This is a genomic window from Falsochrobactrum shanghaiense, assembly GCF_003149535.1.
GTDB classification, from domain to species: domain Bacteria; phylum Pseudomonadota; class Alphaproteobacteria; order Rhizobiales; family Rhizobiaceae; genus Brucella; species Brucella shanghaiense.
In genome coordinates, this window is the sequence record NZ_QGDB01000004.1 from 2,501 (window position 1) to 15,846 (window position 13,346).

The following is a 13,346-nucleotide window of genomic DNA, read 5'->3' on the forward strand; positions in this document are numbered from 1 at the left end:
GGCAAGGGCGGCGGCTTCTGCCTCGCCCGTCCGGCAAACGAAATCGCCATTGGCAATATCATTCGTGCGCTGGACGGCGCCCTCGCCCCCATCGCCTGCGCCAGCAAGACCGATTACCATCCTTGCGAGGATTGCGATGAAGACGAATGCGAAGTGCGGCAGATGATGCTGGATGTGCGTGAGGCCATCGCCAGCGTTCTGGATCATAGAACGCTGGCTGACAGCAAGACAACGGATATGGCTTTGCTATCGAAATAGGCGTCAGGCGGCTGCCGCCGACCATGCCGGGAACGGATCGGTCAATCCCGACCAGCGTTCGGGCATAAAGTCCTCTTCCGCAACGAGACACTGATCCAGTTCGTTAATGAGCGTATCTTCGCGCATCGGATCGACGCCGATGAACACGATTTCCTGTCGCCTGTCGCCCCAGACCTCATGGAAATAGGGTTTCATCGCATCGTGCCAGGCCGGATCCGCGGGCCAATATGGTTTGGGCACCGCCGACCACCAGCGGCCCCTTTTTTCGGTGCGCACCAGCGCGCCTGCCTGACTGATTTCACCGACGAAATCCGGCCGTGTCGCAAGCCAGAAGAAGCCCTTTGCCCGCACGACCCCCGGCCAATCCTTATCGATGAATGCCTGGAACCGCTCAGGATCGAAGGGGCGGCGCGCGCGATAGACGAAAGAACGAACACCATATTCTTCAGTTTCCGGCGTGTGCGAAGCAAAGCCGTAGAGTTCCTTATACCAAAGCGGATGTTCATGCGCCTTGTTGAAATCGAACAGCTTCGTATCGAGAATCGCATCAAGCGATACCTTGCCGAAGTCCACCTCCTTGATGCGGGCATCGGGATTGAGCGAGCGGATGATCTTGCGGGCCAGATCGCGCTCTTCTTTTGAAGCGGCCGAAATCTTGTTCAGCACGACCACGTCGGCGAATTCGATTTGCTCGACCAGAAGATCGACAAGTGTGCGCTCATCCTCCTCGCCAAGCGATTCGCCACGCTCATACAGAAAATCACTCGACGCATAGTCCTTGAGCAGATTGGCGGCATCCACAACCGTCACCATCGTATCGAGCCGCGCAACATCCGAAAGGCTTTTACCCTTCTCGTCGCGAAACTCGAACGTGGCGGCTACGGGCAAAGGTTCGGAAATGCCGGTCGATTCGATCAGCAGATAATCGAATCGACCCTGCGCCGCCAGTAGGGAAATTTCTTTCAGGAGATCATCGCGCAATGTACAGCAGATGCAGCCATTGGTCATTTCGACGAGCTGCTCATCCGTGCGCGAAAGATTGGCGCCGCCGTCACGTATAAGAGCGGCATCTATATTCACCTCACTCATATCATTGACGATCACCGCAACGCGCCGGTTCTCGCGATTATTAAGCACATGATTGAGAAGTGTCGTCTTCCCGGCCCCGAGGAAGCCGGACAAGACGGTAACGGGCAATCTCTTCTTCATAAATCCATTCCTCATGCATATTTGGCGGGATCAGATGGGGCGCGCCTGTCTGGAATGCTTCATGCGCGCTTAATATTTAATGTTATATCATTACATTTTTACTGCTGAAAACAGGCGGACGAAGCCGCCTTGAATTCGCTGGCCCTTGAGAATCAGCCTCAATGCACAAGCTGGGTGCCAATCCGCTCATTCTGGTCTCAAAGTACCGGGCTGGTCTTGAAGTGCCAAGCCCGTCTCGAAGTGCCGGGCCGTTGGCAGGTCGCAGCTCGTGCAATTATTTCGACAGGCAATCTTTCAGCGAAGTGGCAAGATTGCGGATAAGCTGCGGATAAAGGTCAGGACCATCGGTAAGTTCCGCGCCCAGAGGATCGAGAACACCGGTTTTGGCTTCCGTCCCCTCGATAACGGTATTTACAAGCTTCGGCTCGAACTGCGGTTCGGAAAATACGCAGGTTGCACCAAGCGATTTGATCTTATCGTGGATTTCCTTGATGCGGGCCGCGCCGGGGGTCTTTTCCGGACTGACCGTGATCGATCCAGCCGCGCTTATGCCGAATCGGTTTTCAAAATACTGATAGGCATCGTGGAAGACGATAAAGGGCTTGTCTTTGACCGCTTCCAACTCGGTGGCAATATCTTTGGTCAGCGCATCGAGTTTTTCGCCAAGGTCCCGGGCATTTTTCTGATATTGCGCCGCATGTTCGGGGTCGCTCTCGCTCAGCGTCCTGGCAATGTCTGCCGCCAGAACCTTACCGTTCTGCGGATCAAGCCAGAAGTGCAGGTCATATTCGCCATGATCATGATCGTGATCATGGCTATGGTCATGAGAGTGGTTATGTGCGTCGTCGTGCCCGCCCTCTTCATGAGCATGATCATGCGCTTCAAACGGGCCACCTTCACGAAATTTCAGTCTGGTCAGCCCGTCCACATCACCGAGAGCGACAATCTTCGCGCCATCGCCCAACGTATCGAGAGGCTTGTCGAGGAAGGTCTCCATCGATGGTCCGGCCCAGAAGATCACCTTGGCGTTCTCGATCGCTTCTGCATCGGACGGCTTCAGGCTATAGACATGTTCGGAACCCGCGCCCTGAACGATCAGTCTGGGCTCGCCCGCGCCCTGCATGTCCACCCCCTGCATGACTGCGGAAACGATCGAATGAAGCGGCTTGATCGATACGACGACGCCTTCGCGCTCAGCGGCAAACGAGGCATTTGCCATACCGGCTAAACCAGCCATAAGTGCTGAAGCGAGAAGCAGGGAGCGCAGATGTTTCATGGTCTCTCTCTTGTATGATTGGGCCGAAGGCATTATTTAAGTGATATGTTATTTTATTACATAAGTTGCGTTATGCTATAACGTCTGCCATAAGGTGAGGCAACCCCCATTTTGGAAAATTCATACCCGCGACCTTGCAACGAGATGGCGTCGCAACGAACGCTCCAAAAAGCCACCAGCCGTTTCTGGCAAAAATTCGGAGCGGTTTTGCATTAAATAAGGCGTCAAACAAAGAGCTAGATCGGTTCCATGATTCCGCTTTAACTGAAACCGCTCTGGAAAAATCCCGAATCGGCGGATGACCCTGACATCGGGGAAGAACAAACAAGCAGTGAAAGCCGCAAGCAGATGAGCAGGAAAACCGCCCTCCCCGCCAGAACGGCGCGGGAAAAATTGATCGAACTCAAAGATGCCGGCGTCTATCGCGGCGGGCGATGGCTGGTTCGCAATGTCGATCTTTCTCTGCATCGCGGTGAGATCGTAACGCTTATCGGCCCGAATGGCGCGGGAAAAAGCACCACCGCCAAGATGGCGCTGCGTATTCTCAAGCCCGATGAAGGCAATGTGGTCCATGCGCCGGGGCTGCGCATCGGCTATGTGCCGCAGAAAATCAATATCGACCGCACATTGCCGCTTTCGGTCGAACGCCTGATCTCGCTGACCGCCCCTCTCGCCCGCAGGGATATTTACGCGGCCCTGGAAGTGGTCGGCATCCCCCATCTTGCAAAAGCCGAGATCGCAAATCTCTCCGGCGGAGAATTCCAGCGCGCCCTGATGGCGCGCGCCCTTGCGCGCAAACCCGATATTATGGTGCTTGATGAGCCGGTGCAGGGCGTCGACTTTTCCGGAGAAGCCGCCCTTTACGAACTGATTGCAAAGCTGCGCGATGATACCGGCTGCGGTGTTCTGCTGATTTCGCATGACCTGCATCTGGTCATGGCTGCGACCGACCGGGTGATCTGCCTCAACGGGCATGTTTGCTGTAGCGGAAGCCCGCGCGATGTGACCGCCAGCCCTGAATATATGCGGCTGTTCGGCAGCCGGGCGGTCGGCCCCCTTGCCGTTTATGAGCATCACCACGATCATACCCATCTTCCCGACGGGCGGGTGCTGCATGCGGACGGCTCCATCACCGATCATTGTCATGCCGATGACGGTCATCATCACGAAGGAAGCGCGCCCCATGCTTGACGATTTTTTCTCACGCGCGCTTATTGCAGGGATCGGGCTGGCACTGACCACGGGCCCGCTTGGCTGCTTCATCGTCTGGCGGCGCATGGCCTATTTCGGCGATACCATGGCGCATTCGGCGCTTCTTGGCGTTGCATTGGCGCTCATTTTCGACATCAACCTGATGGTGGGCGTATTCGCGGTTGCAGTTGCGATTTCAGCCATTCTGCTGCTCCTGCAACGCCGCCATACATTATCGGCCGACTCCCTGCTGGGCATCCTGTCCCATGCCACGCTCGCGCTCGGCCTTGTGCTGGTCGCCTTCATGACATGGGTGCGTGTCGATCTGTTGTCATTCCTGTTCGGCGACATCCTGGCTGTCTCGCGCGTGGATATTGCCTTCGTCTATGGCGGCGGTGCGCTCGTGCTGGCAATTCTCGCTTGGCTGTGGCGTCCATTTCTTGCTGCAACCGTCAGCGAGGATATTGCCCGCGCGGAGGGAATGAACCCTGCCCTGTCGCGTATCGTCTTCATGCTGCTTCTGGCCATCGTCATCGCCATCGCAATGAAGATTGTCGGGATTTTATTGATAACCTCGCTGCTCATCATTCCGGCAGCAACCGCGCGGCGCTTTGCGGCGACGCCGGAACAGATGGCCATTCTGGCATCCCTGATCGGCGTTTTCGGCGTCATTGGCGGGCTTTACGGCTCCATCCATTTCGACTCGCCATCAGGTCCGTCAATCGTGGTCGCCGCACTGGCTATTTTCATATTGAGCCTTCTGCCCTTACATAGAGGCAATCGTGAACGCCTCTCGACAGAACAAGACATGCAGGCTTCATCCAAACGGAGCATCGGAAAATGAGCAACCATCACCATCATCACGAACCACGCGACCTGACCCGTAATCAGGCTCTCGTTTTCGATGTCCTGTCCAAAGCCGAAGGCCCGGTCAGTGCCTATACGATCCTCGACCAGCTGCGCGAGGACGGTTTTCGCGCACCATTGCAGGTCTACCGCGCGCTGGACAAGCTCCTCGATTACGGGATGATCCATCGTCTCGAAAGCCTGAATGCTTTCGTTGCCTGCGCCCATCCGCAGTGCCACCAGCATGATCTCATTGCCTTTGCCATTTGTGAGAAATGCGGACAGGTCACCGAATTCTCCGATCCGGCAATCGAAAACCTCGTCAGCGCATGGGGGCTGCAAAACGGTTTCAAATCAAAAAAGACCACGCTGGAACTGCGCGGCCTGTGCGAAAAATGTGGAGAACACTAAAGCATGTCGCCCGAAAGTGGGAACCGGTTTCGGGATAACGACATGCGGGGAAAATCTAAAGCGGTAACACTTACGAAAGCGAAACACGCTTAGACCTCATGCAAGGGGAATAGCAGGTAGAGTTTCGCATGGCACGCCACAAATCGTCTAAAGACCGACGCGCAGAGGAAAGACATCGCACAAGGCTACGCTCGGGCAAGATTATCGGCCTTGACGGACGTTTTCTCGTCGAATGCCAATTCAGCGATATAGCGCCACATGGCGCAAAACTAAGAACCGTCGAGGCTTCCAGAGTGCCGGAGCGCTTCTGGCTTTTCGACGATTTTTATGTGCGAGCGCTGCTTGCCCGGATCGTCTGGCGCGGCGGGGCCGAACTGGGTGTGCAATTCATCAGCGATCCCTCGATCCCCCCGCTCGATGACGAGCGCCTGCGCCAGCTTGCAGGAAAATATTATTCCTTATGAATCATGATCGGGCACGGACTCCTTTTCGGTCGCACTCACCCTTTCGCCGCGCCGCATGTTCATGTGGCGAATTTCTTCAGCAGAAATGTAATTGAACTGCTCGACCAAAAGATCCTTGATAAGGGGCGCCGGAAAACGTGCATTAATATCAGCGATCACCGAGGCGCGCACATCCTCGAAACTCACTTTTTCAACCGCCTTCGTGTCTGAATAATTGCCATAGAAGGTGCGGAATATCTCGTCGCTGATGAAATATTCGAGTGGCACGGTAAGCTTGCTGTGTATCTTCGTATCGACCGTATAAACCAGTTGCGCCACGATATAGCCGGCCACCGCGCCTTTGGCGATGATCGGCACGCTCATGACATCGGTTTTCACATAATCCACGCCGCCAAAGCCGCCTGTTACCGCCGCTTCGCCCGATGACGCAGTGTTCTGACGCATGGCAAAATACAGCGAGCCGAACGCGACAGCACATATCCACAGACCTATGGCAATAATGCGGATCATCGGGCGTGACCGAGCCTCGCGCTTTGCATACTATAGGTTCCGTCGGCTTCTTGCGTTTCAAGCGCACCGCGGATGAGATCGGCCAATTCGCCGACCGCGCGCAAATGCAGTTGCAGCGCTTCGCAGTTCTTTTCAAGCTTGTGCTTCAATCCGTCGAGCAAGGGCTGCAAACCCTTCATCGCCGCAGGATCCGCAAGACCGGTTGCCTTCCTGATCGCCTTGTTGAAATCATAAAGGCCGCGACTTTTACGCGTATTGATGTCAACAAGATCCGGATTGCCGCCTTCCAGCAGCAGGCGTGTTTCCGTATCGATAACGTCTTCAAGACGCTGGATTGCCCGCAGGACCGGCCTGAGTGCCGGCTCCTGTTCCAGTTCCCCCACCGGATCAATCGCCTGTGCGATTACCGGCATTTCAGGCTGCGGGCCGGTTTCGGAGCTTGTATCGGTCATTATCAGGTTCCTCGATTATACTCAGTGCGTATCCTCAGCTATGCGAGTCCGCACTGTTGTTATCTTCCAATTGTTGCCGAATGAGCCTTCGTTCGAAGCCGTGGACGATATCCCTGGAAACCGTATCCGCGTGCGCTCCGCTCTCCAGACTGGTCATTACCTCTCCCAAAGCGACCGTTGCCGGCGCGTCAGCCCCCTTGTTTCGCGCGGCCTGTTCTTCGAGCATTCTGGCAACACCGACGCCGCCGGTATCCGCCATTTTATTTGCCATGGCTTCCGCCATCATCGATTTCCAGTATTCGCCAGAAATACCTTTGCCAAAACTCGCCGTCGTATCGCTGGTGAACATCGACTGGACGAAGGACTGCAACATGAAAGCTTCAAACTTACGATAGGCTGGACTGGCAGCACTCCCGCCTTCCGGCCTGACGCTGACACCCGCCGCCAGTTTTTCCGAAAAACTGGCGAAATTATCCCTTGTCAGTCCGGTGCCCGCCGCAGTCGTCCCCATACCGCCCGATATGGATTTCAGACGTTCCGCCGCCGCACGATAAGCGTGCGGATCAGCCGCCCGCGCTACATCCATTACCAGATCTGACGGCGGGTTGATCGCCATGCAATTCCTTCCTTTTCATCTCTTGATTGCACAATAGCGAACCAAACTTGACTGAAGCTTGTGAGTGGAACTGCGTTATTTTACAGAAGGTTCGACATTTTTCCGGCTAATAAATTCCTCTATCAGACCTGCCAGTTCCCGCCTCTCGCGATCATCGTGCAGCATCTTCAGCCTGTCTTCGAGCAATTCCACGCGGCGCTGTTCTTTCAAAAGCGCGCCGCGCTCCGTTTCGAGCCTTTGCTCTATATGCTGCGTTTTCGTTGCGTTCATTCCGAGCCGCTTGATGAGCAGCGATGGATCGATAGTGAAAGCGCAACCATCGTAACGCCGGTCCTGCATGCCAAGAAGTGCTGCGCGTTCCTCGTCCAGTGCCGCCTTGCGGATATTCGTCGAAGCAAGAGCCGATTCAAGCCGGGCTGTGCCGAGCTTTTGCAGTTCGATCAGTTTGTTCAGATTACGAACGTTCGATCGGGTCATGAGAACCTCAGAACAGATTGCGCATTTGCGTTGCCGTTTCACCGATGAAAAAGCGCAGCAGTTCCGGCAAGATGAAATAGGCCAGCAGAAGCCCGCCGCCGAGCACAAACGGCATCGACACGAAATAGACCGGAATAGTCGGCGTCAGCTTGTTGACCAGACCGATGGCGAAATTGACCAGAATGGCAAAGACGATAAAGGGTGCAGCGATGCGCAAGCTCGCAAGGAAGGCCGCAGAAAGCGCATCCGCAAAATCGATCATCGCAGCATCGGGCCGGAACTGCCCGTCGAGCGGTATCGCGGCATAGGAGGTGAGAAGCGCGCGCAGGATTTCCAGATGCAGATCGGAAACGAAGAACAGCAGCAGCGCTCCGAATGTCACGATGGTCGCAAGCGTGGCCTGCGGCTCGGTTTCGGTAATGGCGTCCGCTGGCGCGCCCGAATAGCCCACCGCCATCGCCATCATATTGGCCATGAACTGCAAGGCCCAGAAATAGATTTGCGCCAATATGCCGATCATCGCACCGATGAACATCTCGCTTGCCATAAGCCGCAACAGCGTCCATGGCTGCCCCCCATCAATGAGCGGCGCAATCCTCTCTATCACCAGCGGCAGCACGGCAAAGGAGCAGGCAAGCGCAATGAACAGCCGCACCTGCAAGGGTATGCGTGCACTCGACAGGCCCGGCATCAGCATCAGGCAGGCACCGACGCGGCAGACTGCCAGCATGGCGGCGAACACGATTTCGTTGAGCGGCAATTGCGCGATGGGCAACCGGCTATCCTTTAATCAGGAAATTGCACCAAGCGATTTCACCTCGACACCGCGCGCAATCTCGACATGGGAAAGCACCGGCAGCGTGGCGAAAAGCCGTTCGATAATCATGCGGATATAGGGACGGGCTTCCGGCGAGGAAACGAGCACGAACCGTTCGCCATTGTCGAAATGCTGGCGAATTGCATTCGTCGCCTCGGTGCCGAATTGCTCCAAAAGGCGCGGATCAATGTCGAATTCGACGATCTCGCCCTTGCTGTCACGCTTGAGGCTCTGATGGAACACCAGATCCCACCGGTTGCCCAGACGCAGCACATTCAGCACGCCATTTTCCGAAAGATCGCCGCATATTTGCTGTGCCATGCGCATCCGCACATGTTCGGTAATCATTTCAGGACGCCGCACCAGAGGGGCGATCTCCGCAATGGCTTCGAGGATCAGGTGCAGATTGCGGATGGAAACACGCTCGGCCAGAAGCAGCTTGAGCACGGCCTGCATGCCCGAGTAGGAAATATGCGCGGGGCAGATGTCTTCGAGAAGCTTGCGATATTCCGGTCCGAGGCGGTCGAGAAGAATGCGCATATCCTTGTAGGAAAGAAGCTGCGCCAGATTATTGCGCACGATTTCGCTCAAATGGGTGAGCAGTACAGACAGATTATCGACGGTCATGTAACCTTCGCGGCGCAGATCGGCGGCAAAGGTCTCCGGCACCGAATAGGCGCGCATGCCGAAGGCCGGTTCGCGCACTTCCTCACCCGGAATTGCCGGGATCGGACGCTCGCCCAGCACGACGAGAGTTTCGCCGACGCGCAATTCATGGCTTGCTACGGCAGTACCATGTATCTTTATGCGATAGCTCTTCGGCGGAAGCGAAATATCGTCCGTCACCTTGATTTCAGGAATGACGAACCCGTATTCCTGCGCGAATTTGCGGCGCATCTTGTTGACGCGGTGCGCAAGTTCCTGCTGCGAGGCGATGAGACGCGCCGAAAGCTGCTTGCCCAGGCACAATTCGATCTGCGCCGTTTCAAGCGATGCCTTGACAGAATTACGCTCCTGCTCCGCCGCGTCGCGCAGCTTCGTTTCTTCCGCTGCCGCTTCCGTCTCCCGCTGGCGCGCCTGCCGGCGCGGCACCGCGACGCCGACGAAAGCCATGGCACTGCCAAGCAGGAAGAACGGAAACGCCGGAAGCCCCGGCATGATGCCCAGAACGAACATGAGAAATGAAGCGATGAGAAGCGCTTTCGGATAAGCGCCAAGCTGACCGAAAATCGCCTGATCGGCAGAGCCGCGCGTACCACCCTTGGACACCAGAAGGCCCGCAGCCAGCGAGACGATCAGGGCGGGAATCTGCGTGACGAGGCCGTCGCCGACCGACAGTTTCGTAAAAATATCGGCAGCTTGCGAAATATCCATACCATGGCGGGTCACACCAATAATGATACCGCCGAAAATATTGACGGCAGTAATGATCAGGCCCGCAATCGCATCGCCGCGCACAAATTTTGAAGCGCCGTCCATCGAACCGAAGAAGGAGCTTTCCTCCTCCAGTTCGCGGCGGCGGTGCTGCGCCTGTTTCTCATCGATCAAGCCAGACGAAAGATCAGCATCGATCGCCATCTGTTTTCCGGGAATCGCATCAAGCGTGAAGCGTGCGCCCACTTCCGCAATACGGGTGGCACCCTTGGTGATGACGAGGAAATTGACGATGATGAGGATCGTGAAAACGACAAGCCCGATGACGAAATCGCCGCCCATCACGAATTGCGAAAAGCCATGGATAACATGCCCGGCAGCGAGATAACCTTCATTGCCATGGGTGAGAATCACGCGCGTCGTCGCGATGTTGAGCGACAGGCGCATCATCGTCGCAATCAGCAGGACGGTGGGAAAGGCGGAGAAATCGAGCGGCCGCTGGATCCATAGCGAAACCATCAGGATAAGGACGGAGAACGCAATCGAGAATGCAAGCCCAATGTCGAGAACAACGGCTGGAACCGGCAGGAAAAGCACCGTCAAAATGATAACGATGCCTGCGGCCAGACCGAGATCACTGCCGGTCAGAAGTCCGTTTTTCGCCAATGGCCTGGCTGTCGCCTGCTGCACGCCCGTCTCCCGAAGCGGCCCGTTTGACACAAACACCGCTCTATTATTTGTTTCGAGTATTCGAAGACGGATATTAAATGGCGAAGCTTGCGCGAAGGCTTCGTATCAAAAGCCCTTTTCGATGCGCGAATAGGCAAGCAGCGTGAAAGAATTGATCTGCGCGCCGACGAAGGGTGCTGTAAAGGCCAGCACGACGAAAATGACGATGATCTTCGGCACGAAAGTCAGCGTCATTTCCTGAATTTGCGTCAGCGCCTGAAAAAGCGCAATGCCGATGCCCGCAAGCATCGCGGCCAGCACGGCGGGACCACTGGCCATAAGTACGGTCCAGATGGCCGAATTTATCATGTCGAGCGCATCGGCCTCGTTCACAGGCGTATCCTCAACTGATTTTGACGCCTTCGCCGATCAGCATCGTCTGGCCGTTGTCGAGTTCGGCCAGCATTCCTGATTGCTGAATGGTTACGGATTTGACGATGCCGGTAACACTGCCGTCCGCATTGGTCAGCGTGCGCCCGATCCAGCCCTCCGCCTGCGTCAGCGACGAATTGGCGATCAGCGTTTCGAGCTTGCTGTTTATCTGCACCGATTGTTCGACATTGGAGAAGGTCGCAAGCTGCGCCACATATTGCGTGGCGTCCATCGGTTCCGTCGGGTCCTGATTCTTCATCTGGGCGACAAGAAGCTTGAGAAACGAATCGTAATCGACATTGGCCTTCGCCGCTGCCGCACTGGCACCGGATGTATCGGCTGTCGTATTGGTGGTTGCAGCACCGCCTACCATGGATGTTGTGGTCACAGGCTCGCCTCCGTAGCATTTTGGGTCTTGGCGGACGGCACGGCCATGCCGCGTTCACCCATCAGTTCGGCCTCGCGCGGATAGAGCGCGCGTATCATCTTGAGGGCCTCGAAAACCCGCCCGCAATGCACAAGCTCATCGATGATCTTGAGGGCATTGAGAATTTCCGCATCGGAAAAAGCGGTGATCATGCCCTTGAGCATTTTCATGAAAGTGCTTCTGGCCTGCTCGTGCATCGCCGGCTCAATAAGCATCATCTGGGCGGCAAAATAGAGCTGGCGCAAAGGGGTCGTCGTGTCTTCTGGCTGCAAAACATGGTTTTCAAGCAGGAAGGTCGCATCGTTGAGAAGTTCGAGCGACACTTTCCGGTCAGCCTTCAGGACAGCGCCATTGATATAAATTTTTTCGCCTGCGCGAAGAGAGAGGCGCATGGCCGGCTTGCTGCTGGCGGTCATTTCACAGACCGTCCCGGATAGACTGGGTGACCTCGATAACTGTGTCGTAATCGTCGCTCTCGCCCTGACGAATGCGCTCAATTTCTTTCAGCACGAAAATGCCCACCGAAATGATCGCCGCCTTGAGTTCTTTTGGCAGCGCATTTTCTTCAGAGCCCAGATCATCGATGATCGTGGTCCACAGCTTGGTGGTAAAATAGGCCGCGTCGATCCCCTCGCGCGAATCCGATCCATTTATTTTTGCGGCAGCGAGCATATCGAGCGAGCGGTCGAAAAGCATCCGCTCGCGTTCCTTGGCGCTCGCCATATCGTCGGTCATGACATCCTGATAGCGCAACTGGTACATGAAGTCTCCGCTTTCCGGCACCACAGGTTCAGATAGCCTCATGCTTCCGCCGTGGCGCCGTTTCATCATCGGGGCGGATAGCCGCCCATCCCTGTCCCTGCCAAATTATCGAAGATAGTTGAGCAGGCTCATATTCTGTAACTGAACCGTCAGCGCATAGGAGGTTTCCATCTGCGTCATCAGCGTATTCACGCGCGTCGCCGCTTCATATGGATCGACTTCCTCAAGATTGAGCACGGACTGGTTCAGGATTTTCTGCTGTGCCGTAATCCGGGTCGTGGCATCCGTCGTGCGCGATTGGACAAGGCCGAGCGTCGTCTGCTCCCCGGTAATCTGCGTGATCGCCTGAGTCGTCGTCTGAATAGCGTGACCGGCAAGAGCTTGAAATGCCGAAGCATTCAGACCGATCGTGGCGATTTCGCTCATCATCACATATGACATTGCAGCCGTGCGGAAACCGTCCGCATTGGCACTGATGGAGGTGGCAGCTGTCTCGGTAGGCGAAATACGGCTTTTAACGAGCGTATCGGAAGCATTCGACCAGTTGGCGCTCCAATTCGCATCATTGAACTGATCGGTGAAATCCCCTTCGAGAAAGGCTTGCATCTCGTCGCCGGTGATGTTCGCTACTTGCGGATCGTCGATGCCAAAACCGAAATGATCCTGAAAAGCATTACGAAGCGCGGTCTGCGCGCTGCCGCCTTGCGTATAATCGGCTATCGGCTTCACATCAGTATTCACGCCAGCGAAGATATATTCGCCATTATAGCTGCTGTTGAGAAGCCCGGTTACGGAATCGAGCATCGATTGCGCCGACTTTGCAACTGTGGCGGCGCTATCAGCAGTGTTGTTGGCGCCGGTCAGACTGCCCAGAAAATCCTGCATGTTTTCGATGATCGCGCTTGTTGCAGTCTGCGTCGTCGCCATGCGCTGCTGAACCAGCTTGTTCATGTCCGTCAGGACGGTCAGGCGATCATATTCCTTGCGAAGTGAAATGGTCTGGCCGGACTTGGCGCCGAGCGAAAGCCCCACGTCGAAAACCGTGCCGGTCGTCGCTTCCTGCTGGGCTTTGATAAGCTCCGCCTTGGTCTTTGCAACGAGCGCCTTAAGGGCGGAAGCTGAACCGTAAGTGGAAACCGATTGCGCTTTCATAAG

The 13,346-nt window shown here is 55.9% G+C and carries 18 protein-coding genes (1 of these 18 cut by a window edge); 5 read left to right on the top strand and 13 right to left on the bottom strand.

The window, feature by feature from the left end; translation table 11 throughout:
- Window positions 1-258 carry the 3' portion of an RrF2 family transcriptional regulator gene (locus DKP76_RS10925; RefSeq protein ID WP_109706592.1) on the top strand. 174 nt of this gene lie to the left of the window's left edge, so 258 of the gene's 432 nt are visible here — the last part of the coding sequence; its start codon lies off the left edge, out of view; it ends in the stop codon at window positions 256-258.
- Window positions 259-261: 3 nt separating this feature from the next.
- Here the strand turns inward: DKP76_RS10925 and zigA are convergent, their stop codons facing one another.
- Entirely contained in the window at window positions 262-1,467 is a 1,206-nt protein-coding gene (gene zigA, locus DKP76_RS10930; RefSeq protein WP_109706594.1) for a zinc metallochaperone GTPase ZigA, read from the bottom strand.
- A gap of 274 nt (window positions 1,468-1,741) precedes the next feature.
- Window positions 1,742-2,743 (bottom strand): zinc ABC transporter substrate-binding protein ZnuA, encoded by a 1,002-nt coding sequence (gene znuA, locus DKP76_RS10935; RefSeq protein WP_109706595.1) that lies wholly within the window; start codon window positions 2,741-2,743, stop codon window positions 1,742-1,744.
- 348 nt (window positions 2,744-3,091) lie between these two features.
- Here znuA and DKP76_RS10940 point away from each other — a divergent pair, with 348 nt between their 5' ends.
- From DKP76_RS10940 to DKP76_RS10955, 4 genes are all read left to right on the top strand, one after another.
- Complete coding sequence (locus tag DKP76_RS10940) at window positions 3,092-3,934, top strand: ATP-binding cassette domain-containing protein (RefSeq protein WP_109706597.1); 843 nt, start codon at window positions 3,092-3,094, stop codon at window positions 3,932-3,934.
- Entirely contained in the window at window positions 3,888-4,778 is an 891-nt protein-coding gene (locus DKP76_RS10945) for a metal ABC transporter permease (RefSeq protein WP_109706599.1), read from the top strand. Before DKP76_RS10940 ends, DKP76_RS10945 begins: the two co-directional genes overlap by 47 nt.
- Window positions 4,775-5,191: a Fur family transcriptional regulator gene (locus tag DKP76_RS10950; RefSeq protein WP_109706601.1), complete on the top strand. Its 417-nt coding sequence runs from the start codon at window positions 4,775-4,777 to the stop codon at window positions 5,189-5,191. The genes DKP76_RS10945 and DKP76_RS10950 overlap by 4 nt, the downstream gene beginning before the upstream one ends.
- A gap of 128 nt (window positions 5,192-5,319) precedes the next feature.
- A complete protein-coding gene (locus tag DKP76_RS10955; RefSeq protein WP_109706603.1) occupies window positions 5,320-5,655 on the top strand; it encodes a PilZ domain-containing protein in 336 nt (111 codons plus the stop codon).
- Here DKP76_RS10955 and DKP76_RS10960 read toward each other — a convergent pair.
- From DKP76_RS10960 to DKP76_RS11010, 11 genes are all read right to left on the bottom strand, one after another.
- The gene (locus DKP76_RS10960) at window positions 5,650-6,165 is read right to left on the bottom strand and encodes a hypothetical protein (RefSeq protein WP_109706605.1); all 516 of its coding nucleotides are present in this window, start codon (window positions 6,163-6,165) and stop codon (window positions 5,650-5,652) included. The two genes, DKP76_RS10955 and DKP76_RS10960, sit on opposite strands and share 6 nt — an antisense overlap.
- Window positions 6,162-6,617 (bottom strand): flagellar protein FlgN, encoded by a 456-nt coding sequence (locus tag DKP76_RS10965; protein WP_109706606.1) that lies wholly within the window; start codon window positions 6,615-6,617, stop codon window positions 6,162-6,164. The genes DKP76_RS10960 and DKP76_RS10965 overlap by 4 nt, the downstream gene beginning before the upstream one ends.
- Before the next feature lie 34 nt (window positions 6,618-6,651).
- The gene (locus DKP76_RS10970; protein WP_109706608.1) at window positions 6,652-7,233 is read right to left on the bottom strand and encodes a rod-binding protein; all 582 of its coding nucleotides are present in this window, start codon (window positions 7,231-7,233) and stop codon (window positions 6,652-6,654) included.
- A 75-nt stretch (window positions 7,234-7,308) separates the two neighbouring features.
- The gene (locus DKP76_RS10975) at window positions 7,309-7,710 is read right to left on the bottom strand and encodes a hypothetical protein (RefSeq protein ID WP_109706610.1); all 402 of its coding nucleotides are present in this window, start codon (window positions 7,708-7,710) and stop codon (window positions 7,309-7,311) included.
- Window positions 7,711-7,717: 7 nt separating this feature from the next.
- Window positions 7,718-8,485, bottom strand: coding sequence for a flagellar biosynthetic protein FliR (gene fliR / locus DKP76_RS10980; protein WP_109706612.1), 768 nt, complete (start codon window positions 8,483-8,485; stop codon window positions 7,718-7,720).
- 15 nt (window positions 8,486-8,500) lie between these two features.
- On the bottom strand, window positions 8,501-10,591 hold the full coding sequence (gene flhA, locus DKP76_RS10985) for a flagellar biosynthesis protein FlhA (protein WP_109706614.1): 2,091 nt from the start codon (window positions 10,589-10,591) through the stop codon (window positions 8,501-8,503).
- A 105-nt stretch (window positions 10,592-10,696) separates the two neighbouring features.
- Window positions 10,697-10,963, bottom strand: a complete 267-nt coding sequence (fliQ, locus tag DKP76_RS10990) for a flagellar biosynthesis protein FliQ (protein WP_109706615.1) — start codon at window positions 10,961-10,963, stop codon at window positions 10,697-10,699.
- Between the two features lie 10 nt (window positions 10,964-10,973).
- Window positions 10,974-11,390 carry a flagellar hook assembly protein FlgD gene (gene flgD / locus DKP76_RS10995; protein ID WP_109706617.1) on the bottom strand — a complete coding sequence of 139 codons (417 nt, stop codon included), beginning with the start codon at window positions 11,388-11,390 and terminating at the stop codon, window positions 10,974-10,976.
- On the bottom strand, window positions 11,387-11,845 hold the full coding sequence (flbT, locus tag DKP76_RS11000; RefSeq protein WP_109706618.1) for a flagellar biosynthesis repressor FlbT: 459 nt from the start codon (window positions 11,843-11,845) through the stop codon (window positions 11,387-11,389). Before flbT ends, flgD begins: the two co-directional genes overlap by 4 nt.
- A gap of 1 nt (window position 11,846) precedes the next feature.
- The gene (gene flaF, locus DKP76_RS11005) at window positions 11,847-12,191 is read right to left on the bottom strand and encodes a flagellar biosynthesis regulator FlaF (protein ID WP_109706619.1); all 345 of its coding nucleotides are present in this window, start codon (window positions 12,189-12,191) and stop codon (window positions 11,847-11,849) included.
- 105 nt (window positions 12,192-12,296) lie between these two features.
- Window positions 12,297-13,343, bottom strand: a complete 1,047-nt coding sequence (locus tag DKP76_RS11010; RefSeq protein ID WP_109706620.1) for a flagellar hook-associated family protein — start codon at window positions 13,341-13,343, stop codon at window positions 12,297-12,299.
- Window positions 13,344-13,346: the final 3 nt, after the last annotated feature.